Origin of the sequence: Streptomyces sp. NPDC017529 (assembly GCF_044329785.1) — a bacterium.
In the GTDB taxonomy this organism is placed as follows: Bacteria; Actinomycetota; Actinomycetes; order Streptomycetales; family Streptomycetaceae; genus Streptomyces.
Window position 1 is genome coordinate 126,134 of sequence record NZ_JBIRJY010000016.1, and the last position, 26,187, is coordinate 152,320.

Annotated in this window: 1 protein-coding gene; it reads left to right on the forward strand. The window is 71.3% G+C overall.

Annotated elements, in window-relative coordinates; all coding sequences use genetic code 11:
* Nucleotides 1–36 precede the first annotated feature (36 nt).
* On the forward strand, nucleotides 37–26,187 hold the full coding sequence (locus ACH4K4_RS30435; protein WP_398171708.1) for a non-ribosomal peptide synthase/polyketide synthase: 26,151 nt from the start codon (nucleotides 37–39) through the stop codon (nucleotides 26,185–26,187).

A 26,187-nucleotide genomic window follows, 5' to 3' on the forward strand; every position in this document is an offset into this window, starting at 1 on the left:
TGCTGCGGGGAGCGATCCGCATAACGGGGGGAAATGATGAACGTCCACACCGGTGACACGCTGCCCCTGTCCGATTGCCAGGAGGGGATCTGGCGGTCACGGCGCGCGAATCTTTCCGGAATGCCTGGCCACTCCGGGCTTTCCGTCGACATACACGGGCCCCTCGACCCGGCCCTGTTCGAACGCGCATTGCGACAGGTCGTTGCCCAGGTGGACATACTGCGTGTGCGCTTCGTGGAGGACGGCGCAGAGGGCGTATCGCAGACGTTCACCGGGCAACCGGTATGGGAGTTGTCGGTCGCCGACCTCTCCGCGGAAAGCGATCCTCGGACGGCAGCCGAGAACCTGATGCGGGAGGAAGCGCGGCGGGTACAGAACACCGCAGCCGACCAGCTGTTTTCTTACAAACTCTACCGTCTGGCCGCCGATCGCCACGTGTGGCTCCAGTGCTACAACAGCCTGCTGATGGACGGTTATGCGTGTGCACAGCTGGGACGCCGGGTTGCCGAGGTGTACACGAAGCTCTCCCGGGGCGAGACGGTTTCCGGGCCGCAGCATGCGTCCCTGCGCGGGCTATGGGACCAAGAGACGGATTACCGCAGCTCGGAGCGGTATGCACGCGACCGGGAGTACTGGCTTGCGCGTTTCGCGGACCGGCCGGAGTGGACCGGCATTCCGGGATACCGATCAGGGCGCGCCCATGACGTCGCGGCGGAGGACGGAGCTCTGCGGGAAACCGGGCAGCTGCCGCCCACGGTGGCGGCCGGGCTGCGTGCGGCGGCCGACCGTGCGGGGGTGAGCTGGACGCGGCTGCTGCTCGCCGCGGTCGGGGCCTTCCTGGGCCGGATGACCGGGGCGGACGAGACGGTCCTGAGCCTGCCGGTGACGGGACGGGCGGGGGACGAGGCACGGCGGACGCCGTGCGCGATGGCGAACACCCTGCCGTTGCGACTTCCGGCGCGAGCCGGATCGAGCCTGCTGGAACTGGCCGGCGAGGCGGAGCGAGAGGTCGCCGCGCTGCTGGAGCACCAGCGGTTCCGCGGAGAGTGGCTGCGGCGGGAACTGGGCCGGCCGGAAAGCGGTCGCCGGCTCTTCGGGCCCTATGTGGATGTCGTTCCGGAAGGCGCGGACCTGCGGTTCGGGGCGCACCAGGGCGTCATGCGGGAGCTGAGGGGCCGACGCGCCGAGGACTTCGGCGTCCTGGTGACCAGCTCGTCGGACGTCGAGGACACCCAGATCACTTTCGAGGCCGACGCCGGCCTGTACGACCACGCGTGGTTGTCGGGAGCCCACCGGTCGTTCATGCGCTTCCTGGAGCAGGTGGCGAACGATCCGGCCCTGCCTGTCGGCCGGATGGACGCGCTGGGCGAGGCCGAGCGTTCGCAGGTGGTGCAGGAGTGGAACGACACCGCGCGGCCGGTGTCCGCGGGCAGCGTCGTCGAGTTGTTCGCCGCACGGGCTGAGGCGGCGCCGGACGTGGCCGCGGTGCGGTGCGGCTCGGAGGTGTTGTCGTACGGGGAGTTGGAGGCGCGGGCGAACCGGCTGGCGCGGTACCTGATTGCTCTGGGCGTCGGCCGTGAGTCGCGGGTGGGTCTGTGCCTGCCGCGTGGAGTGGAGATGGTGGTCGGCCTGCTGGCGGCCTGGAAGGCCGGGGGTGCGTACGTACCGCTGGACCCGGAGTACCCGGTTGACCGGTTGGCTTTCATGGTCGCCGACAGCGGCGCTTCGGTGGTGTTGGGCACGGCGGAAACACTGTCGGAGGTGCCGGTCGGAGCGGCGACGAGCGTCGTGCTGCTGGACCAGGTGGCGGAGGAGATCGCGGCCGAGTCGTCTGCGGGCCTCGACGTGGTGTGCACGGCAGGCCAGTTGGCGTACGTGATCTATACGTCGGGTTCGACGGGTCGGCCCAAGGGCGTGGCGGTGGCTCATGGTGGGGTGGCGAACCTGGCGGAGGCGATGCGGCCGGTGCTGGGTGTGGCTCCGGGTGTGACCGTGCTCCAGTTCGCTTCGTTCAGCTTCGACGCTGCCGTCTTGGATGTGGCGGTGACATTGGGCGGGGGCGGCACCCTCGCGATCGCTTCCAGTGACGAACGCATGGAGCCCGAGGCGCTGGCGGAGATGATCCGTGCGGCCGGTGTGCGGGTGGCGAGTGTGGTGCCGTCGCTGCTGGGTGTGCTGGATCCGGAAGCGGTGCCGGGTGTGGAGAACTGGGTGTTGGGCGCGGAGCGTCTGACGGCTGATCTGGCGGCGCGGTGGCGGGCCGGGGCGCGGGTGTGGAACACCTACGGTCCGACCGAGGCGACCGTGATCACGACGGCGACGCTGTTGAAGGAAGGTATCTCCCCGGCGGACGCGGCTCCCGCGATCGGACGTCCGATCGGCAACGCGCAGGTCTTCGTGCTCAACGAAATCCTCCAGCCGGTGCCGGTGGGCGTGGTCGGCGAGGTGTACGTAGCGGGTCCGGGCCTGGCGCGCGGCTATGTGGGGCGTGCGGGCCTGACGGCGGAGCGTTTTGTGGCCAGTCCGTTTGCCGAGGGTGGTCGGGTGTATCGCTCGGGTGACTTGGCGCGGTGGACGGCTGATGGGGAGTTGGAGTTCGTCGGGCGGGCGGACGAGCAGGTCAAGATCCGCGGGTTCCGGGTGGAGCCGGGCGAGATCGAGTCTGTTCTTGCCGCGCACCCTGACGTGGCCCAGGCCGCGGTCGTGGTGCGGGAGGACCGGCCGGGTGAGAGGCGCCTGGTGGGTTATGTCGTGCCTGGGGCGCGTGAGGTTGACCCGCAGTCGTTGCGTGCGTATGTGGCGGGGATGGTGCCGGAGCACATGGTGCCGGCGGCCGTGATGGTGTTGGACGCGCTGCCGCTCACGGTGAACGGGAAGCTGGACAAGGCCGCCCTGCCCGCCCCCGAGCCGGAGAGCCGGTCCGAGGGGCGAGCCCCGCAGAACCCCGTCGACGCTCTTTTGTGCGACCTGTTCGCCGAGGTGCTGGGCCTGGACCGGGTGGGCACCGACGACAGCTTCTTCGAGCTGGGTGGCGACTCGATCCACTCCATGCTGCTGGTGTCGAGCGCCCGGCGGGCCGGTCTGGCCATCACCACCCGCGAGGTCTTCGAGCATCGGACGCCGGAGGGTCTGGCAACCGTGGCCGTCGTCCTGGGCGAGGGCGGCCTCGGAGCGGAAGGCGCCGTTGCCGGAGCGGCGGTCGCGCCGACAGGTGACCTGCCGCTGAGCCCGGTGATGCACGAGGTACTGGGACGCGTGGGCCCGGAGGCCCTGCCCGAGGTGTACCAGTCGGCGCTGGTGGCCGTTCCGGGTGGTCTGGATCTCGCCGTGCTGGCGGATGCGGTGCAGGCGGTGGTGGATCACCACGATGTGTTGCGGGCGCGGTTGGAGATGGCACCGGAGCGGCGGTTGGTGGTCGGTGAGGTTGGTGCGGTTTCGGTGGGGCCGTGGGTGCGCCGGGTGGATGCGGCGGGTGTGGGTGACTGGGGTTCGTTGGTTGCCGAGCAGGTGCGGGTGGCGGTGGGGCGGCTGGATCCGCTGGCCGGTGTGATGGTGCAGGTGGTGTGGCTCGATGCGGGGCCGGACGTTCAGGGACGTCTGCTGTTGGTCGTCGATCACCTGGTGGTGGACACGGTTTCCTGGCGGGTTCTGGTCCCGGACGTACAGGCCGCGTACGAGGCGCTGGCCGCAGGCGGCCGACCGGAGCTCGACGCCGCGGGCACCTCGTTCAGGCATTGGGCGCGGGAGCTGTCGGCGCAGGCGGAGAGCTCGGAGCGGCTGGCTGAGCTGGCGCATTGGCGTGAGCTGCTGCAAGAGCCTTCCGCTCAGCTGACGACTGAGCCGGTGGACCCGGGCCGGGACGTGGGCGACGCGGTGCGCGAGGTCTCAGTGACGGTTCCGGCGGGGGTGACGTCGGCGTTGCTGACCACCGTTCCGGCTGCGTTCCACGCGGGTGTCGATGATGTGCTGTTGGCGGGGCTGGCTGCGGCGGTCGCGGAGTGGCAGGACCAGGCTCAGGGCCGGCGGTCGGCTGGTGGGTTCTTGGTGGATGTCGAGGGTCACGGTCGGGTGCCGTTGGATGAAGGAATGGATCTGTCGCGTGCGGTGGGTTGGTTCACTGCCGTGCATCCGGTGCGGTTGGATGCCGGTGCGGTGGATGGGGCCGAGGTGCGTGCGGGTGGTCCGGCGGCGGGCCGGGTGCTCAAGGCCGTCAAGGAGCAGGTGCGTGCGGTGCCCGGCGATGGCCTGGGCTACGGCATGCTGCGCTACCTCAACCCCGAAACGGCGTCGGCACTCGCCGAGCTGCCGTCCGCGCAGATCGGCTTCAACTACCTGGGCCGGTTCGCCGACCGGGACGGGGAGTGGCAACTCACCGGAAACGGCATGGGTGAGGGCATACCGGCGCACGCACCGGTGATGCACGCGCTGGAACTTCTGGGCCTGGTGCGCGACCGGGCCGGGGGACCGGAGCTGACACTGACCCTGTCGTGGCCCGAACACCTGCTGCACGAGGCGGCGGCGCAGGGGCTGCTCGACACGTGGGCGTCGATGCTGGCCGGGCTGGTCTCGCATGCGGCGCGCCCCGAAAGCGGTGGCTACACGCCGTCCGACTTCCCCCTGGTGGAGATCGACCAACCGCAGGTGGCGGAGCTGGAGGCGGACGTCCCCGGGCTGGTGGACGTGCTGCCGGTCGCACCGCTGCAAGAGGGCCTGCTCTTCCACGCCCTCTTCGACGAGGGGGCCGAGGACGTCTACGTGGAGCAGATGGTCCTCGACCTCGACGGACCGGTGGACGCGGAGGTCCTGCGGGCTTCGTGGCAGGCATTGCTGGACCGGCGTACGAGCCTGCGGGTCGGCTTCCGTCAGCTGGCCGGGATGGACCGGCCCGTACAGACGGTGGTCCGGCACGCGGCGCTTCCCTGGCGGGAAGAGGACCTGTCCGCCCTCGGCGCGGATGCCGCACACGCGGAGTCGGAGCGCTTGGGCACGGAGGAACGCGCCCGTCGCTTCGACCTGGAACAGCCCCCACTGCTGAGGGTGCTGTTGGTCAAAACCGGACCTGCCCGGTACCGGATGATGATCACGCTGCACCACCTCCTGCTGGACGGCTGGTCGCTGCCGGTCCTGATGCGGGAACTGTGGTCCTGCTATGCCGAGGGCGGTACGGCGCGGGCGCTGCCCGCCGCGGCGCCGCACCGCGACTACCTGGCCTGGCTGGTCCGTCAGGACGAGCAGGCCGCGCGCGAGGCGTGGCAGCAGGCGCTGGCCGGCGTGGAAGAGCCGACCCTCGTCGCCCCGGCAGCCCCCGGCGGAGCCTCGGCTTCGCTCGGCAGGATCACGCTCCAGGCCGGTACGGAACTGGCCGGGGCACTGGGCGAGCTGGCCCGTCGCCACGGCGTGACGCTGAACACGGTGGTGCAGGCTGCCTGGGCCGTGGTGGTCGGGCAGTTGGCGGGACGCCGTGACGTGGTGTTCGGCGCGACGGTGGCGGGGCGTCCCGCAGAGCTGCCGGGCATGGCGGACATGCTCGGACTGTTCATCAACACCGTCCCGGTCCGGGTCCGGTTCGATCCCGCACGTACCGTCACCGAGACGCTGACCGCCTTGCAGGCCCAGCAGTCGGCGTTGCTGGACCACCAGCACCTGACCCTGAGCGCCATTCAGCGCCTCGCAGGACCGGGTGCGACCTTCGACACCCTCATGACGTTCGAGAACTACCCGGGTGACCCGGGCATACCGGCTTCCGTCGAGGGCCTGACGCTGACGAACACCGAGATGCGGGAGTCGACCAACTTCGCGCTGGCCCTGGGCGTCATTCCGTCCGACGTCCTCCACCTCCGCCTGGACTACGGGCCCGACCTGTTCGACCGGCGGCAGGCCGTGCAGATCAGCCGCCGGCTGGTGCGAGTCCTGGAGCAGTTGGTGGCGCACCCGGAGGCCCGGGTCGGCGACATCAAGGTGCTGGACGAGGCCGAGCGTTCGCAGGTGGTGCAGGAGTGGAACGACACCGGGCAGCCGGTCGCGGCGGACACGCTGCCGGCACTGTTCCGGGCACGCGTGGAACAGGCACCGGGCGTGGCGGCGGTGCGGTGTGGCTCGGAGGTGCTGTCGTACGGGGAGTTGGAGGCGCGGGCGAACCGGTTGGCGCGGTATCTGATCGGTTTGGGTGTGGGGCGTGAGTCGCGGGTGGGTCTGTGCCTGCCGCGTGGGGTGGAGATGGTGGTCGGCCTGCTGGCGGCCTGGAAGGCCGGGGGTGCATACGTGCCGCTGGACCCGGAGTATCCCGCCGACCGGCTCGCGTACATGATCGCCGACAGCGGTGCGACCGTCGTCCTCGGCACGGCCGAGACGCTGGCCGGAGTGTCGACCGGCCTGGCGGACGCGGTGTTGCTGGGTGAGAGCACGACCGAGCAGGCGGTCGCCGCCGAGTCCCCCGAGCCGCTGAACCATGCCGTGTCCCCTGGTCAGTTGGCGTACGTGATCTATACGTCGGGTTCGACGGGTCGGCCCAAGGGCGTGGCGGTGGCTCATGGTGGTGTGGCGAACCTGGCGGAGGCGATGCGGCCGGTGCTGGGTGTGGCGCCGGGCGTGACCGTGCTCCAGTTCGCTTCGTTCAGCTTCGACGCCGCCGTCTTGGATGTGGCGGCGACGCTGTCCGCCGGTGGCACCCTCGCGATCGCATCGAGTGAAGAGCGTACGGACCCCGAGGCGTTGGCGGAGATGATCCGTGCCTCGGGTGTGCGGGTGGCGAGTGTGGTGCCGTCGCTGCTGGGTGTGCTGGATCCGGAAGCGGTGCCGGGTGTGGAGAACTGGGTGTTGGGCGCGGAGCGTCTGACGGCTGATCTGGCGGCGCGGTGGCGGGCCGGGGCGCGGGTGTGGAACACCTACGGTCCGACCGAGGCGACCGTGATCACGACGGCGACGCCGCTGACCGAGGACATCACCTCGCAGGACGCGCCGCCGGCCATCGGGCGCCCGATCGGCAATGCCCGGGTGTACGTCCTGGATGACTTCCTGCGGCCGGTGCCTCCTGGTGTGACGGGTGAGGTGTATGTGGCCGGGCTCGGCCTGGCCCGTGGTTACGTGGGCCGGACGGACCTGACGGCGGAGCGCTTCGTCGCCAGTCCGTTCGCCGAGGGCGCGCGGATGTACCGCTCCGGTGACCTGGCGAAGTGGACCGCCGACGGGGAGCTGGAGTTCGCCGGGCGGGCGGACGAGCAGGTGAAGATCCGTGGGTTCCGGGTGGAGCCGGGCGAGATCGAGTCCGTTCTTGCCGCGCACCCTGATGTGGCCCAGGCCGCGGTCGTGGTGCGGGAGGACCGGCCGGGTGAGAGGCGCCTGGTGGGTTATGTCGTGCCTGGGGCGCGTGAGGTTGACCCGCGGTTGCTGTGTGCGTATGTGGCGGGGATGGTGCCGGAGCACATGGTGCCGGCGGCCGTGATGGTGTTGGACGCGCTGCCGCTCACGGTGAACGGGAAGCTGGACAAGGTCGCCCTGCCCGCCCCCGAACTGGCGGTCGGCAACGGCCGAGCCCCGGAGACACCGACTGAAGCGGTGCTGTGCGGCCTGTTCGGTGAGGTGCTGGGTCTGGAGCGGGTGGGCGCGGAGGAGTCGTTCTTCGAGCTGGGCGGCGACTCGATCATGTCGATGCTGCTGGTGTCGAATGCCCGCCGCGCGGGGCTGGTGATCACGAGCCGCCAGGTGTTCGAGCAGCGGACACCGGCAGGACTGGCGACGGTGGCGTCCGCGGCGGACAGCGTGGTCATGCACGAAGGAGTGCCTGCTGTCGGTGAGGTGCCCCTGACACCGGTCATGCACGAGCTGCTGGACCGGGTCGGCCCGGATGGGGCGGGCCAGGTCGTCCAGCCCAGCGTGGTGGCCGTTCCGGGTGGTCTGGATCTCGCCGTGCTGGCGGATGCGGTGCAGGCGGTGGTGGATCACCACGATGTGTTGCGGGCGCGGTTGGAGATGGTTTCGGAGCGGCGGTTGGTGGTTGGTGAGGTTGGTGCGGTTTCGGTGGGGCCGTGGGTGCGTCGGGTGGATGCGGCGGGTGTGGGTGACTGGGGTTCGTTGGTTGCCGAGCAGGTGCGGGTGGCGGTGGGGCGGCTGGATCCGCTGGCCGGTGTGATGGTGCAGGTGGTGTGGCTCGATGCGGGGCCGGACGTTCAGGGACGTCTGCTGTTGGTCGTCGATCACCTGGTGGTGGACACGGTCTCCTGGCAGGCGCTGCTGCCGGATGTGGCACGGGCGTACGCGCAGTTGTCCGTAGGCGGCCGACCGGCGCTCGACACTGCGGGCACCTCGTTCAGGCATTGGGCGCGGGAGCTGTCGGCGCAGGCGGAGAGCGTGGAGCGGCTGGGCGAGCTGGCGCGGTGGCGTGAGCTGTTGGAAGGCCCTTCCGCTCAGTTGACCACGGCACCGGTGGACCCGGACCGGGATGTCGAGACCACCGTGCAACGGCTCTCGGTGACGGTGCCGGCGGGAGCTACGTCGGCGTTGCTGACGGCTGTCCCGGCCGCGTTCCACGCGGGTGTCGATGATGTGCTGCTGGCGGGGCTGGCTGCGGCGGTCGCGGAGTGGCAGGAGGACCGGGAGCACCGCTCGGCTGGTGGGTTCCTGGTGGATGTCGAGGGTCACGGTCGGGTGCCGTTGGACGAAGGAATGGACCTGTCGCGTGCGGTGGGTTGGTTCACTGCCGTGCATCCGGTGCGGTTGGATGCCGGTGCGGTGGATGGGGCCGAGGTGCGTGCGGGTGGTCCGGCGGCGGGCCGGGTGCTCAAGGCCGTCAAGGAGCAGGTGCGTGCGGTGCCCGGCGATGGCCTGGGCTACGGCATGCTGCGCTACCTCAACCCCGAAACGGCGTCGGCACTCGCCGGCCTGCCGTCCGCGCAGATCGGCTTCAACTACCTGGGCCGGATCGCCGACCGGGACGGGGAGTGGCAACCTGTCGCGGAAACCGGGTTCGCGGGGAGTGCGACCGGGGCGTACCCCGTCATGCACGCCCTTGAGGTTCTGTGCATGGTCCACGACCGGGCCGGGGGCCCGGAATTGACGTTGACCCTGGCCTGGCCCGAGCGGCTGCTCGACCAGGCGGCCGCACAGGCCCTGCTCCAGGGCTGGGCGTCGATGCTGACGGGTCTGGCCACCCACACCCTCCGGCCCGGTGGCGGTGGACACACGCCCACCGACTTCCCCCTGGTCAAGCTGGAACAGCGGCAGGTGGAGGAGCTGGAGGCGGATGTCCCCGGGCTGGTGGACGTGCTGCCGGTCGCGCCCCTGCAAGAGGGCCTGCTCTTCCACGGCCTGTACGACGAGCAGAGCGACGACACGTACGTGGAGCAGATCATCCTCGGTCTGGAAGGGCGGCTGGACGCGGCGGTGCTGCGGGCGTCGTGGCAGGCGTTGCTGGACCGGCATGCGAGCCTTCGCGCGGGCTTCCGTCAGCTGGCCGGGATGGACCGGCCCATACAGACGGTGTCCCGGCACGTAGTGCTGCCGTGGCGTGAAGAGGATCTGTCGGCACTCGACGCGAATGCCGCGTGGGCGGAGTCCGAGCGCATAGGCATCGAGGAACGCGGGCGTCTGGACCTCTCGGCGCCGCCGCTGTTGAAGGTGACTCTGATCCAGGTGGGTCAGGACCGCTACCGCATGGTGATCACGCTGCACCACATCCTGCTGGACGGCTGGTCGCTGCCGATCCTGATGCGGGAGCTGTGGGCCTGCTACGCGGCGGGCGGCGGCGCGGGCGACCTGCCTGCGGTGACTCCGTACCGCGACTACCTGGCCTGGCTGGTCCGTCAGGACGAGCAGGCCGCGCGCGAGGCGTGGCAGCAGGCGCTGGCCGGCGTGGAGGAGCCGACCCTCGTCGCGCCGCTCGCCTCGAACACCACGCCGGTGCTGGGGCGCATGCTGACCGTCACGGCGGACGACTGGCTGGCGGAGGCGCTGCGGGAGGCGGCCCGCGGATACGGCGTGACGCTGAACACGGTGGTGCAGGCTGCCTGGGCTGTCGTGGTCGGGCAGTTGGCGGGACGCCGTGACGTGGTGTTCGGCGCGACGGTGGCCGGGCGACCGGCGGGGCTGCCGGGCATGGCGGACATGCTCGGCCTGTTCATCAACACCGTGCCGGTCCGGGTCAGCCTCGACGCCCGGCAGACGGTCGCCGAGCTGCTGATCGGCTTGCAGGCCCAGCAGTCGGCACTGCTGGACCACCAGCACCTGAGCCTGAGCGCCATTCAGCGCCTCGCAGGCCCGGGTGCGACCTTCGACACGCTGCTGGCATTCGAGAACTACCCCGGCGACCCGGCGACGCAGCCCGCCGTCGACGGGCTGGCGCTCACGGACACCGGCATGCGGGAGTCGACCAACTTCGCGCTGACGCTGGGCGTCAACCCCGCTGACGACCTGGGCCTGCGGCTGGACTACCGGCCTGACCTCTTCGACGAGGAGACCGTCCGCGCCTTGGGCAACCGTCTGCTGCGGGTACTGGAGCAGGTCGCGACGGCTCCCCAGACCCTCCTGGGCGACATCGACCTGCTGGGCGAGGCCGAGCGTTCGCGCGTGGTGGGGGAGTGGAACGACACCGCCCGGCCGGTACCGGCCGAGACGCTGTTGAGGCTGTTCGAGGGCTGGGTGGAACGGACCCCGGGCGTGGCCGCGGTGCGGTGCGGCTCGGAGGTGCTGTCGTACGGGGAGTTGGAGGCGCGGGCGAACCGGCTGGCGCGGTATCTGATCGGTCTGGGCGTCGGCCGTGAGTCGCGGGTGGGTCTGTGCCTGCCGCGTGGGGTGGAGATGGTGGTGGGGCTGCTGGCGGTGTGGAAGGCCGGTGGCGCGTATGTGCCGCTGGACCCGGAGTATCCCGCCGACCGGCTCGCGTACATGATCGCCGACAGCGGTGCGACCGTCGTCCTCGGCACGGGCGAGACGCTGGCCGGAGTACCGGTCGAAGCGGCGACGCATGTCGTGCTGTTGGACGAGGCGGCGGAGGAGATCGCAGCCGAGCCGACCGAATCGCCCGACATCGCGGTCAAGGCGCACCAGCTGGCGTACGTGATCTACACCTCCGGCTCCACGGGCCGGCCCAAGGGCGTGGCGGTGGCCCACGGCGGCGTGGTCAACCTGGCCGAGGCCATGCGGCCGGTGCTGGGCGCGGCGCCGGGCGTGACCGTGCTCCAGTTCGCTTCGTTCAGCTTCGACGCCGCGGTACTGGATGTGGCGGTGACGCTGTCCGCCGGTGGCACCCTCGCGATCGCATCGAGTGAAGAGCGTACGGAGCCCGAAGCGCTGGCGGAGATGATCCGTACCGCCGATGTGCGGGTGGCGAGCGTGGTCCCGTCGCTCCTCGACGTGCTCGCCCCCGCCTCCGTCTCCGGGGTGGGGAACTGGGTCCTGGGCGCGGAGCGGCTGAGCGCCGGTTCGGCGGCGCGGTGGCGGGCCGGGGCGCGGGTGTGGAACACCTACGGCCCGACCGAGGCGACCGTGATCACGACGGCGACGCTGCTGGAGGAAGGCATTTCCCCGGCGGACGCGCCGCCGGCGATCGGGCGTCCGATCGGCAATGCCCGGGTGTACGTCCTGGATGACTTCCTGCGGCCGGTGCCTCCTGGTGTGACGGGTGAGGTGTATGTGGCCGGGCTCGGCCTGGCGCGCGGTTACGTGGGCCGGACGGACCTGACGGCGGAGCGCTTCGTCGCCAGTCCGTTCGCCGAGGGCGGGCGGGTGTACCGCTCCGGTGACCTGGCGAAGTGGACCGCCGACGGGGAGCTGGAGTTCGCCGGGCGCGCCGACGAACAGGTCAAGATCCGCGGGTTCCGCGTGGAACCGGGCGAGATCGAGTCCGTACTCGCCGCGCACCCCGGTGTGGCCCAGGCCGCAGTCGTGGTGCGAGAGGACCGGCCGGGTGAAAAGCGCCTGGTCGCGTACGTGGTCCCGCACGCCGGCACCGACCTCGACACCGTGCTGCTCCGCGACCACGCCGGTGCCCGGCTGCCTGACTACATGGCGCCGTCGGTGATGATGGTGCTGGACGCGCTACCGCTCACCGCCAACGGCAAGCTGGACCGGGCCGCTCTGCCGGTGCCCGAGGAGAGCAGCGGCAAGGGGCGCGGCCCCGAGACGCCCACCGAGGCGCTGCTGTGCGGCCTGTTCGGTGAGGTGCTGGGTCTGGAGCGGGTGGGCGCGGAGGAGTCGTTCTTCGAGCTGGGCGGCGACTCGATCATGTCGATGCTGCTGGTGTCGAATGCCCGCCGCGCGGGGCTGGTGATCACGAGCCGCCAGGTGTTCGAGCAGCGGACACCGGCAGGACTGGCGACGGTGGCGGCCGCGGCCGACGGCGTGGAGATCCACGACGCGGTCCCCGGCGTCGGCGAGGTGCCGCTGACGCCGGTCATGCACGAGCTGCTGGACCGGGTCGGCCCCGAGCAGGCGGGACGCGTTTCCCAGTCGAGCGCGCTGGTCACACCGGCCGGCGCCGAGTTCGGGACCTTGGTGCGCGCGGTGCAGGCGGTGGTGGATCACCACGATGTGTTGCGGGCGCGGTTGGAGATGGTTTCGGAGCGGCGGTTGGTGGTTGGTGAGGTTGGTGCGGTCTCGGTGGGGCCGTGGGTGCGCCGGGTGGATGCGGCGGGTGTGGGTGACTGGGGTCCGTTGGTTGCCGAGCAGGTGCGGGCGGCGGTGGGGCGGCTGGATCCGCTGGCCGGTGTGATGGTGCAGGTGGTGTGGCTCGATGCGGGGCCGGACGTTCAGGGACGTCTGCTGTTGGTCGTCGATCACCTGGTGGTGGACACGGTCTCCTGGCAGGCGCTGCTGCCGGATGTGGCACGGGCCTACGCGCAGGTGGCGGCCGGTGGCGAGGCGTCGTTGGACGCCGTACCGACGTCATTCAGGCATTGGGCGCGGGAGTTGTCGGCGCAGGCGGAGAGCGCGGAGCGGCTGGATGAGCTGGCGCGGTGGCGTGAGTTGCTGGAAGGCCCTTCCGCTCAGCTGATCACGTCACCGATGGACGTGGGTGGCACGGTGCGCGAGGTCTCGGCAACAGTGTCGGCGGAAGCTACGTCGGCGTTGCTGACGGCTGTCCCGGCCGCGTTCCACGCGGGTGTCGATGATGTGCTGCTGGCGGGGCTGGCTGCGGCGGTCGCGGAGTGGCAGGACCAGGCTCAGGGCCGGCGGTCGGCTGGTGGGTTCCTGGTGGATGTCGAGGGTCACGGTCGGGTGCCGTTGGACGAAGGAATGGATCTGTCGCGTGCGGTGGGTTGGTTCACTGCCGTGCATCCGGTGCGGTTGGATGCCGGTGCGGTGGATGGGGCCGAGGTGCGTGCGGGTGGTCCGGCGGCGGGCCGGGTGCTCAAGGCCGTCAAGGAGCAGGTGCGTGCGGTGCCCGGCGATGGCCTGGGCTACGGCATGCTGCGCTACCTCAACCCCGAAACGGCGTCGGCACTCGCCGGCCTGCCGTCCGCGCAGATCGGCTTCAACTACCTGGGCCGGCTGCCTGCCACAGAGTCCACCGATCCGATGGCCGCAAGGCAGGACTGGGCGCCCACTGGAGAGGCCGGCCCCGGGCAGGGCACGACCGACCCGTTCCCCGCGGCACACGCCCTGGAGATCCTGTGCATGGTGCACGACCGGGCCGGGGGACCGGAGCTGGAGCTCACCCTCGCCTGGCCGGGACACGCGCTGGAAGCGTCGGCCGCACAGGCCCTGCTCGACGCCTGGGCAGCGATGCTGACGGGCATGGCCGCGCACACCGCCGCCCCCACGGCGGGCGGCTACACCCCCTCCGACTTCTCTCTTCTCGACCTGTCGCAGGAGACCGTGGAGGAGTTGGAGGCGGCGGTCCCGGGGCTGGTCGATGTCTGGCCGCTGTCGCCGCTGCAGGAGGGCTTCTTCTTCCACTCCGCCTATGACGAGCAAGGCATGGACGTCTACGCGGGCCAGCGGGCGCTGTCGCTGGAGGGCCCGTTGGATGCCTCTCGGTTGCGGGCGTCGTGGGAGGTGTTGGTGCGGCGGCATCCGGTGTTGCGGGCGAGTTTTCATCGGTGTGGGTCGGGTGAGTTGGTGCAGGTGGTGGCTGGGGATGTGGTGTTGCCGTGGCGTGAGGTGGATGTGTCGGGGTTGCCGGTGGGTGAGGTGGATGTTGTGGTGGGGCGGTTGGCTGAGGAGGAGTTGGGTCGGCGGTTTGATGTGGGGGTTGCGCCGTTGGTGCGGTTGTTGTTGGTTCGGTTGGGTGGGGGGAGGCATCGGTTGGTGTTGACGTCGCATCACATAGTGATGGATGGCTGGTCGTTGCCGGTGTTGTTGGATGAGTTGGCGGCGGTGTATGCGGCGGGTGGTGATGGTGGTGTTTTGGGGCCGGTGTTTTCGTATGGGGAGTATTTGGCGTGGTTGGGTGGTCGGGATCGGGAGTTGGTTCGTGGTGTGTGGCGGGCTGAGTTGGCGGGTGTGGAGGGTGCGACGTTGGTGGCGTCGTCGGGGTTGGGTGGGGTGGCGGTGCGGCCGGAGGCGGTGCGGGTGGAGTGTTCGGCTGGGTTGACGTCGGCGTTGGTGGGGTTGGGTCGGGTGTGTGGGGTGACGGTGGCGACGGTGGTGCAGGGTGCGTGGGCGTTGGTGTTGGCGCGGTTGGCGGGGCGTGGGGATGTGGTGTTCGGGGGGACGGTGGCGGGTCGGCCTGCGGAGTTGGCGGGTGTGGAGTCGGCGGTGGGGTTGTTCATCAATACGTTGCCGGTGCGGGTGCCGGTGGTGGCTGGTGAGTCGGTGGAGGGGTTGTTGGTGGGTTTGCAGGGGCGGCAGGTGGGTTTGTTGGGGTCGCAGCATGTGGGGTTGTCGGAGGTGCGGCAGGTGGCGGGTGCGGGGGCGGAGTTCGACACGTTGGTGGTGTATGAGAACTATCCGCGGTCGTCGGCGGGGCCGGCCGGGCCGGGGCAGTTGGTGATGCGTCCGGCGGGTCAGGCCAAGGATGCGAGTCATTATCCGCTGGCGTTGATCGTGGGTCCGGGGGAGCGGTTGGAAGCGCAGCTGGATTACCGGCCGGACGTGTACGACCGGGCTGCGGCGCAGGCGATCCTCGACCAGTTCGTCCATGTCCTGGAGCAGATGGCCGCCGACCGCACCACCCCGGTGGACCGGGTGAGCGTGCTGGACGCCGCCGAGTGGGCGCGGCTGACGCAACCGAGGCACGAGCCCGGCCTTCCCGTTCCCTACGGGACGCTGCCCGAGCTGTTCGGCCGCCAGGTGCAACGCTCGCGGGACGCCGTGGCCGTCGTCACGGGTGAACGGTCCCTGACGTACGGAGAGGTGGAAGCGCGAGCGGGACGGTTGGCGCGCTACCTGATGGCTTCGGGCGTAGGGCCCGAGAGCCGGGTGGCCGTGGTGGTGGAGCGGTCCGCCGCGGTGATCGAGACGCTGTTGGCGGTCTCCATGGCGGGCGGCGCCTTCGTACCTGTAGACCCCAACTATCCGCCGGAGAGGATCGAGTTCCTGCTCGGGGACGCCGATCCGGTGCTGGTGATCTGCACCGGTGCCACGCGCGACGTGGTCCCGGAGGAGTTCTCCGGCCGGGTGACGGACCTGGACACGCCGGCGGTCGCCGAGGCGGTGGCGGGCTTCGCGGCGGGCCGGGTGGCGGACGAAGAGCGGCTCGGTCGGCTGAGCGTCGCCAACGCGGCGTATATGACCTACACATCGGGTTCCACGGGCCTTCCGAAGGGCGTCGTCCTCTCCCACGCGGGTCTGGCGAACCTGGCGCAGGCCCAGATCGAGCGGTTCGGTGTCCACCCGGGCGCGCGCGTGTTGCAGTTCGCGTCGCTGAGCTTCGACGCGGCGGTGTCCGAACTGTGCATGGCGTTCCTGTCGGGTGCGTCGCTGGTGGTCGTCGGTGCCGGGGACCTGCCGCCGCGCGTGGCACTCGGCGAGGCCGTGCGTTCGGCCGGGGCGACGCATGTGACCGTGCCGCCGAGCGTGCTGGCGGTCGAGGATACGCTGCCGGACGCGCTGGAGACGCTGGTCGTGGCAGGCGAGGCATGCCCGTCCGGGTTGGTGGACAGGTGGTCTCGCGGGCGCCGGATGGTGAACGCGTACGGGCCCACGGAGGCGACGGTCTGCGCGGCCATGAGCCTGCCGCTGACGCCGGGGCACGAGGGCGCGGTGCCGATCGGCCCGCCGATGGCGAACGTACGGGCCTTCGTGCTCGACGCGTTCCTGCACCCGGTACCGGTCGGAGTGGCGGGAGAGCTGTACCTGTCCGGGCCGGGCCTGGCGCGTGGCTACCTCGGCCGCCCGGGCCTGACGGCGGAACGCTTCGTCGCCGGCCCCTTCGCCGAGGGCGAGCGCATGTACCGGACCGGGGACGTGGTGCGCTGGACCGGCGAAGGCGAGCTGGTCTTCGTGGGCCGGGCGGATGCCCAGGTGAAGGTGCGCGGCTTCCGGGTGGAGCCGGGCGAGGTGGAAGCGGTCCTGGCCGCGCGCCCGGAAGTGGCGCAGGCCGTGGTCGTCGCACGGGCGGACGGCTCCGGCGACAAGCGGCTGGTTGCCTACGTCGTCGTGGACGTGCCCGAAGACATGCGCGGCGACGTGCCGGATGTCCTGCGCGAGCACGCGGCGGCGTTGCTGCCGGAGTACATGGTCCCGGCGGCGACAGTCGTCCTGGACGCGCTGCCGGTGACGGTGAACGGGAAGGTGGACCGGGCCGCGCTGCCCGCACCGGACTTCTCCGGGCGGGTTACGGAACGTGCGCCGCGGTCGCCGGCGGAGGAGTCACTGTGCGCCGTGTTCGCCGAGGTGCTGGGGCTGGAACGGGTCGGCGCCGAGGACAGCTTCTTCGCACTGGGCGGCGACTCGATCATGTCGATGCAGGTGGCGTCGCGGGCGCGGCAAGCGGGCTGGGCCGTGACCCCGCGCCAGGTCTTCGAGGAGAAGACCCCGGAGCGGCTGGCGCTCGTCGCCGAAGCGGCCACGACGGAGAGGCAGGGCACCTCCCCCGCCGACTTCTCCCTGCTGGACCTGTCGCAGGAGACCCTGGAGGAGTTGGAGGCGGCGGTCCCGGGGCTGGTGGACGTCTGGCCGCTGTCGCCGCTCCAGGAAGGACTGCTGTTCCACTCCTCCTATGACGACGAGGCGACGGACGTGTACGGGGGACAGCGCGAGCTGGACTTGGACGGCCCCCTCGACGTCGGCCTCTTCCGGGCGTCGTGGGAGGTGTTGGTGCGGCGGCATCCGGTGTTGCGGGCGAGTTTTCATCGGTGTGGGTCGGGTGAGTTGGTGCAGGTGGTGGCTGGGGATGTGGTGTTGCCGTGGCGTGAGGTGGATGTGTCGGGGTTGCCGGTGGGTGAGGTGGATGTTGTGGTGGGGCGGTTGGCTGAGGAGGAGTTGGGTCGGCGGTTTGATGTGGGGGTTGCGCCGTTGGTGCGGTTGTTGTTGGTTCGGTTGGGTGGGGGGAGGCATCGGTTGGTGTTGACGTCGCATCACATAGTGATGGATGGCTGGTCGTTGCCGGTGTTGTTGGATGAGTTGGCGGCGGTGTATGCGGCGGGTGGTGATGGTGGTGTTTTGGGGCCGGTGTTTTCGTATGGGGAGTATTTGGCGTGGTTGGGTGGTCGGGATCGGGAGTTGGTTCGTGGTGTGTGGCGGGCTGAGTTGGCGGGTGTGGAGGGTGCGACGTTGGTGGCGTCGTCGGGGTTGGGTGGGGTGGCGGTGCGGCCGGAGGCGGTGCGGGTGGAGTGTTCGGCTGGGTTGACGTCGGCGTTGGTGGGGTTGGGTCGGGTGTGTGGGGTGACGGTGGCGACGGTGGTGCAGGGTGCGTGGGCGTTGGTGTTGGCGCGGTTGGCGGGGCGTGGGGATGTGGTGTTCGGGGGGACGGTGGCGGGTCGGCCTGCGGAGTTGGCGGGTGTGGAGTCGGCGGTGGGGTTGTTCATCAATACGTTGCCGGTGCGGGTGCCGGTGGTGGCTGGTGAGTCGGTGGAGGGGTTGTTGGTGGGTTTGCAGGGGCGGCAGGTGGGTTTGTTGGGGTCGCAGCATGTGGGGTTGTCGGAGGTGCGGCAGGTGGCGGGTGCGGGGGCGGAGTTCGACACGTTGGTGGTGTATGAGAACTATCCGCGGTCGTCGGCGGGGCCGGCCGGGCCGGGGCAGTTGGTGATGCGTCCGGCGGGTCAGGCCAAGGATGCGAGTCATTATCCGCTGGCGTTGATCGTGGGTCCGGGGGAGCGGTTGGAAGCGCAGCTGGATTACCGGCCGGACGTGTACGACCGGGCTGCGGCGCAGGCGATCCTCGACCAGTTCGTCCATGTCCTGGAGCAGATGGCCGCCGACCGCACCACCCCGGTGGGTCGTATCGGCGTACTGGCGCCGGCGGAACGCGACCTGGTCGTACGGGACTGGAACTCCGTGGACACCGCGGTGCCGAGCGCGTCGGTACCCGAGCTGATCGCCGGACAGGCAGCACGCAGGCCTGCCGCGGTGGCCGTGTCGGACGGCGGACGGGCGCTGTCGTACCAGGACCTGGCGGCGCAGTCGGCCCGCTTGGCCGCGTACCTGCGCGGGCTGGGCGTGCGACGCGGCGACCGGGTCGCGGTGGTGATGGAACGTTCGGCGGAGCTGCTGGTGACACTGCTGGCGGTATGGCGGGCCGGCGCCGCGTACGTACCGCTGGACACCGGAAACCCGGCGGAGCGCGTGGAGTTCATACTGACCGACGCCGATCCGTCGGTAGTGGTGTGCACCCAGGGCAGCCGGGACGCGGTGCCGGCCGGTGCCGTGGCGGCGGAGCTGCTGGTGCTGGACGACCCGCGGGTGGCGGCGGCCGTGGCCGGTTGCCCGGCGGACGGGGCACCGGTCACGACGGGGCCGGAGGACGCGGCGTACGTGATGTACACATCGGGATCGACGGGAGTGCCGAAGGGCGTGACGGTGCCGCACGGCAGCGTGGCGGCGCTGGTGAGCGAGCCGGGCTGGTCCGTCGGCCCGGACGACACGGTGTTGCTGCACGCCAGGCACGCCTTCGACATCTCGATGTACGAGATGTGGGTGCCGCTGGCGGCGGGCGGCCGGGTGGCGGTCGCCGGGCCCGGCGTCGTGGACGCCGAGCGGATCCGCTCGGCGGTGGCGGACGGTGTGACGGCGATACACGTCACGGCCGGCCTGTTCCGGGTGATCGCGGAGGAGGAGCCGGGCTGCTTCGCCGGCCTGCGGGAGGTGCTCACGGGCGGTGACGTCGTGCCGGCCGGCGCGGTGGCGCGCGTACGGGAGGGATGCCCGGAGGTGGCGGTCCGCCACCTGTACGGGCCGACCGAGAGCACCCTGTGCGCGACCTGGCGGCTGCTGCCGCCGGGCGACGGGGCACCGGAGGTGCTGCCGATCGGACGCCCGCTGGCCGGCCGCAGGGTGTACGTCCTGGACGCCTTCCTCCAGCCGGTGGCGCCGGGCGTGGCCGGCGAGCTGTACATCGCCGGGGCCGGTCTGGCCCGCGGCTACCTGGGGCGGCGGGCGCTGACCGCGGAGCGGTTCGTGGCGTGCCCCTTCGCGCCCGGAGCGCGGATGTACCGGACCGGCGACCTGGTGCGGTGGACGAACGACGGTGAGCTGGTCTTCGCGGGGCGGGCCGACGAGCAGGTCAAGATCCGGGGCTTCCGGGTGGAGCCGGGCGAGGTGGAAGCGGTCCTGGCCGCGCACCCCGCCGTCGGCCAGGCCGTGGTGGTGGCCCGCGAGGACCGCCCCGGCGAGCGCCGCCTGATCGGGTACGTCGTACCGGGCGGGCAGCAGGAGGTGGACGCCCAGCTGGTACGGGAGCACGCGGCCGGGACGCTGCCGGAGTACATGGTGCCTGCGGCCGTGGTGGTGCTGGACGTGTTGCCGGTGACGGTGAACGGGAAGGTGGACCGGGCGGCGCTGCCCGCGCCGGACTTCTCCGCCCGTACCGCCGGACGGCAGCCGCGCACCCCGGCGGAGCGGACGCTGTGTGCGCTGTTCGCCGAAGTGCTCGACGTGGACCGGGTGAGCGTGGAGGACGGCTTCTTCGAGATGGGCGGCGACTCGATCAGCTCGATGCAGCTGGCTTCACGGGCGCGGCGCGCCGGACTCGTACTGACGCCCCGGCAGATCTTCGAACGGAAGACACCCGAGCGGCTGGCGGAGGTGGCGACGACGGCCGACGCGGCGGAACGTACCGCCCGGGACGTCGGTGTGGGCGAGGTGGCGTGGACACCGGTGATGCGCGGCATGGGCACGCATGCCGTCAACAGCGAGTTCGCGCAGTGGATGGTCGTCGGCGCCCCGGCGGAGCTGACGCGGGACGTGCTGGTGGCCGGGCTGGGCGCTCTGCTGGACACGCACGACATGCTGCGGGCGCGTGCGGTTCCGGACGAGCAGACGCTGGTGGTGGGCGAACGCGGCTCGGTGGACGCCGCCGCGCTGGTCACCCGGACGGTCGCCGGGGACGGCCCCCTGGACGAGGCAGTGGACCGCGCGGCGCACGAGGCGGTCGGCCGGCTGGATCCGTCCGCCGGAGTGATGGTGCAGGCCGTGTGGCTGGACGCAGGCCCCGGCCGGGTGGGGCGGCTGGCCTTGGTAGCCCATCACTTGGTGGTGGATGGGGTGTCGTGGCGGGTGTTGTTGCCGGATTTGCGGGTGGCGTGTGAGGCGGTGGCGGCGGGTCGTGTGCCGGTGTTGGATCCGGTGGGGGTTTCGTTCCGTGGGTGGTCGCGGGAGTTGGTGGCGCAGGCCGGTGGTGTGCGGGTGGCGGAGTTGGCGGGCTGGGTGGCGCTGGCGGGTGGGGGTGAGCCGGTGGTGGGGTGCCGGGCGTTGGATCCGGTGCGGGACACGGTGGGGACGTTGGAGCGTCGTTCGTGGGTGGTGCCGTCGGAGCAGGCGGCGACGGTGGCGGGGCGGACGCCGGTGGTCTTCCACTGTGGTGTGCATGAGGTGTTGTTGGCGTCGTTGGCGGGTGCGGTGGGTCGGTGGCGTCCGGAGTTGGCCGGTGGGGTGTTGGTGGATGTGGAGGGTCATGGGCGGGAGCCGTTGGGTGGTGTGGATCTGTCGCGCACGGTGGGTTGGTTCACCAGCGTCCACTCCGTACGGCTGTCGGTGCCGGACGACACCGCACTCGAAGACGTATCCGCGGGCAACCAGGCGGCCGGTGTGTTGTTGAAGGCGGTCAAGGAGCAGGTGCAGGCGGTGCCGGGTGACGGGCTGGGGTATGGGTTGTTGCGGTATCTGAATCCGGAGACGGCCGAGACGTTGGCCGGGTTGCCGTCGGCGCAGATCGGGTTCAACTATCTGGGCCGGTTTGCTGCCGGTGGGCCGGTGGGTCCGGTCGGTGCGTGGCAGTTGGCGGGGGAGTCGGCGGTCGGGGGTGCTGCGGGGGCGGAGATGCCGGTGATGCACGCGTTGGAGGCGGGTGCGGTGATCCGGGACACGCCGCAGGGTCCGGAGCTGACGCTGAGCCTGGGGTGGCCGGGCGGTCTGCTGTCGCAGGCCGAGGTGGAGGAGCTCGGCCGGGCGTGGCTGGAGATGCTGGCCGGCCTGGCCGCACACACCACCGCACCCACCGCGGGCGGCCACACCCCCTCCGACTTCTCCCTCGTGGACCTGACACAGGAGGGCGTGGAGGAACTGGAGGCCGCGGCGCCGGAGCTGGTGGACGTCTGGCCGCTGTCGCCGTTGCAGGAAGGGCTGCTCTTCCACTCCGCCTATGACGACCAGGGCCCCGACGTCTACTCCGTGCAGTGTGTCCTGACCTTCGACGGGCCGCTGGACCCCGACCTGTTCCGGGCGTCGTGGGAAGCGCTCGCGGACCGCCACCCGGCGCTGCGGGCGAGCTTCCACCGGCCGGCCTCGGGCGAGGCGGTGCAGGTCGTCGCGCGGAACGTGACGCTGCCCTGGCGAGTGGTCGATCTGTCGGCACTGGCGGATTCCGCCCAGTCCGGCCAGGTCGACGCGATCGCCGCGCAGGAGCGGGACGGCCGGCTGGACCTGGCGGCGGCACCGCTGCTGCGGCTGGTCCTCATCAGGCTCGGCGACCGCCAGCACCGCCTGGTGCTGACGACGCACCACATCCTGACGGACGGCTGGTCCCTGCCGGTCCTGTTCGGCGAACTGTCCGCGGTGTACGCGGCGGGCGGCCACGCGCGGGCGCTGCCACCGGCGGCTTCCTACCGGGACTACCTGTCCTGGCTGGGCCGCCAGGACACCGAGGCGGCGCGGGACGCGTGGCAGGCGGAACTCGCGGGGGTGGAGGAGCCCACGCTCGTTGCGCCGGCGGACCCGGCCCGGCAGGCCGTGCTGCCGCAGGAGAGCCTGATCGCTCTCTCCGAGGAGACCACCGGGAGGCTGACGGCGTGGGCCCGGCAGCGGGGTCTGACGGTGAACACCGTGCTGCAGGGCGCGTGGGCGCTCGTACTGGCCCGGCTGACCGGGCGCAGCGACGTGGTGTTCGGCGCCACCGCGGCCGGGCGGCCGCCGGAGCTGCCGGGCGTGGAGTCGATGGTCGGCCTGCTCATCAACACGCTCCCGGTACGGGTCTCGCTTGAGGGCGGGCAGCCGGTGCCGGAGATGCTGACGCGGTTGCAGGAACGACAGTCCGCACTCATCGCCCACCAGCACCTGGGACTGCCGGAGGTCCAGCGGCTCGCCGGACCCGGGGCGACGTTCGACACCCTCATGGTGTACGAGAACTACCCCCGCCCGGCTGCCGCACCCACCACGGCCGACAGCCTGGTCTTCCGTGGCATGGAGACGCACCAGGCGACCAACTTCCCGCTGTCCATAGGAGTGATACCCGGCGACCCGCTCCAGATCCTCGTCACGTACCGGCCCGACCTGTTCGACGAGCGGGAGGCGACCCGCATGGGCCGCCGTCTGGTGCGGGTGCTGGAGCAGGTGGTCGCCGGTGCGCCGGTTCGGGTCGGCGAGATCGACGTCCTCGACGAGGCCGAGCGCTCGCAGGTGGTGGAGGAGTGGAACGACACCGCCCGACCGGTGCCGCCGGGCACGCTGGTGGACCTGTTCGAGGAGTGGGTGGAACGAACGCCCGACGCGGCCGCGGTGCGGTGTGGCTCGGAGGTGTTGTCGTACGGGGAGTTGGAGGCGCGGGCGAACCGGTTGGCGCGGTATCTGACCGGCCTGGGTGTCGGCCGTGAGTCGCGGGTGGGTCTGTGCCTGCCGCGTGGGGTGGACATGTTGGTCGGGTTGCTGGCGGTGTGGAAGGCCGGTGGCGCGTACGTGCCGCTGGACCCGGAGTATCCCGCGGACCGGCTCGCGTACATGATTGCCGACAGTGGTGCGGCCGTCGTGCTGGGCACAGGTGAGACGCTGACCGGCGTCTCGGTGGGTTCGGCGGCTGTCGTGTCGCTGGAGGAGGCGGCCGAAGCCGTCGCCGCCGAGCCGCGCGGGCCCCTCGCGTTGGCTGTCACGGCCGACCAGTTGGCGTACGTGATCTACACGTCCGGTTCCACAGGTCGGCCCAAGGGCGTCGCGGTAGCCCATGGCGGCGTAGTGAACCTGGCGGAGACCATGCGGCCGGTGCTGGGCGTGTCCGAGGGCGTGCCCGCGCTCCAGTTCGCCTCCTTCAGCTTCGACGCGGCGGTGCTGGACGTCGCGGTCACGCTGGCCGGAGGCGGCACCCTGGCCATCGCCACCAGCGAGGAGCGGTCCGAGCCCGAGGCGTTGGCGGAGATGATCCGTGCCTCGGGTGTGCGGGTGGCGAGTGTGGTGCCGTCGCTGCTGGGTGTGCTGGATCCGGAGGCCGTGCCGGGTGTGGAGAACTGGGTGTTGGGCGCGGAGCGTCTGACGGCTGATCTGGCGGCGCGGTGGCGGGCCGGGGCGCGGGTGTGGAACACCTACGGTCCGACCGAGGCGACCGTGATCACGACGGCGACGCCGCTGGCCGAGGACATCACGTCCCAGGACGCGCCGCCCGCGATCGGCCGCCCGCTGGACAACGTCAAGGTGTTCGTGCTCGACGACTTCCTGCAGCCGGTTCCGGTCGGCACTGTCGGCGAGTTGTACGTGGCCGGGCTCGGGCTGGCCCGCGGTTACGTGGGCCGCCCGGATCTGACGGCGGAGCGCTTCGTCGCCAACCCCTTCGCCGAGGGCGCGCGGATGTACCGCTCCGGTGACCTGGCGAAGTGGACGGCCGACGGGCAGCTGGAGTTCGCCGGGCGGGCGGACGAGCAGGTCAAGATCCGCGGCTTCCGGGTGGAGCTGGGCGAGATCGAGTCCGCCCTCACATCGCACATGACCGTGAGCCAGGCCGCGGTCGTCGTACGCGAGGACCGGCCCGGCGACAAGCGGCTGGTCGCCTATGTCGTCAAGGACGTCCACGAGATCGACACGGCGCTCCTGCGCGAGCACGTGGCGGCTGTGCTGCCGGAGTACATGGTGCCTGCGGCCGTGGTGGTGCTGGACGTGCTGCCGGTGACGGTGAACGGGAAGGTGGACCGGGCGGCGCTGCCCGCGCCGGACTTCTCCGCCCGTGCCGTCGGGCGGGAGCCGCGCACCCCGGCTGAGGAGGCCCTGTGCGCCCTGTTCGCCGAGCTGCTGGGGCTGGAACGGGTCGGCGCCGAGGACAGCTTCTTCGCGCTGGGCGGCGACTCGATCATGTCGATGCAGTTGGCGTCGCGGGCGCGGCGCGCCGGCTGGGTGGTGACCCCGCGGCAGATCTTCGCGGAGAAGACCCCGGAGCGGCTGGCGCTCGTGGCCGAAGCGGTCGGAGCCGAGGCACCGGCCCGTGACGTGGGCGTGGGCGAGGTGGCGTGGACGCCGGTGATGCGGGCCCAGGGCCCGAAGGTCACCGACTCCGAGTTCGCGCAGTGGATGGTGGCGGGCGCCCCGGCGGAGCTGACGCGGGACGTGCTGGTGGCCGGGCTGGGCGCTCTGCTGGACACGCACGACATGCTGCGGGCCCGTGTGGTTCCGGACGAGCAGACGCTGATGGTGGGCGAACGCGGCTCGGTGGACGCGTCCGAACGGGTCGTGCGCATCGACGCGGCTGCCGTGGCTGACGACGACCTGGACGCGCTCGCGGGAGAGGCCGCGGAGCGTGCGGTGGAGCGGCTGGATCCGGCGGCGGGCGTGATGGTGCAGGCGGCGTGGGTCGATGCCGGGCCGCAGCGGACCGGACGTGTGGTGTTGGTGGTCCATCACTTGGTGGTGGATGGGGTGTCGTGGCGGGTGTTGTTGCCGGATTTGCGGGTGGCGTGTGAGGCGGTGGCGGCGGGTCGTGTGCCGGTGCTGGATCCGGTGGGGGTTTCGTTCCGTGGGTGGTCGCGGGAGTTGGTGGCGCAGGCCGGTGGTGTGCGGGTGGCGGAGTTGGCGGGCTGGGTGGCGCTGGCGGGTGGGGGTGAGCCGGTGGTGGGGTGCCGGGCGTTGGATCCGGTGCGGGACACGGTGGGGACGTTGGAGCGTCGTTCGTGGGTGGTGCCGTCGGAGCAGGCGGCGACGGTGGCGGGGCGGACGCCGGTGGTCTTCCACTGTGGTGTGCATGAGGTGTTGTTGGCGTCGTTGGCGGGTGCGGTGGGCCGGTGGCGGCCGGAGTTGGCCGGTGGGGTGCTGGTGGATGTGGAGGGTCATGGGCGGGAGCCGTTGGGCGGTGTGGATCTGTCGCGCACGGTGGGTTGGTTCACCAGCGTCCACCCCGTACGGCTGTCGGCCACCGGGGTCGATCTGGGCCGGGCCCGGGCCGGTGGCGAGGCGGCCGGTGTGTTGTTGAAGGCGGTCAAGGAGCAGGTGCAGGCGGTGCCGGGTGACGGGCTGGGGTATGGGTTGTTGCGGTATCTGAATCCGGAGACGGCCGAGACGTTGGCCGGGTTGCCGTCGGCACAGATCGGGTTCAACTATCTGGGCCGGTTTGCTGCCGGTGGGCCGGTGGGTCCGGTCGGTGCGTGGCAGTTGGCGGGGGAGTCGGCGGTCGGGGGTGCTGCGGGGGCGGAGATGCCGGTGATGCACGCGCTGGAGGCGGGTGCGGTGATCCGGGACACGCCGCAGGGTCCGGAGCTGACGCTGAGTCTGGGGTGGCCGGGCGGTCTGCTGTCGCAGGCCGAGGTGGAGGAGCTCGGCCGGGCGTGGTTGGAGATGCTGGCCGGCCTGGCCGCACACACCACCGCACCCACCGCGGGCGGCCACACCCCCTCCGACTTCCTCCTCCCCGCCCTCGCACAGGACGAAGTCGACGACCTGGAAGACGAGTTCGCCGACGAGGACATATGA

Bases quoted from the DNA above. Each gene is read 5' to 3' on its own strand.
- ACH4K4_RS30435 (WP_398171708.1), top strand. From the start codon at position 37: ATGAACGTCCACACCGGTGACACGCTGCCCCTGTCCGATTGCCAGGAG.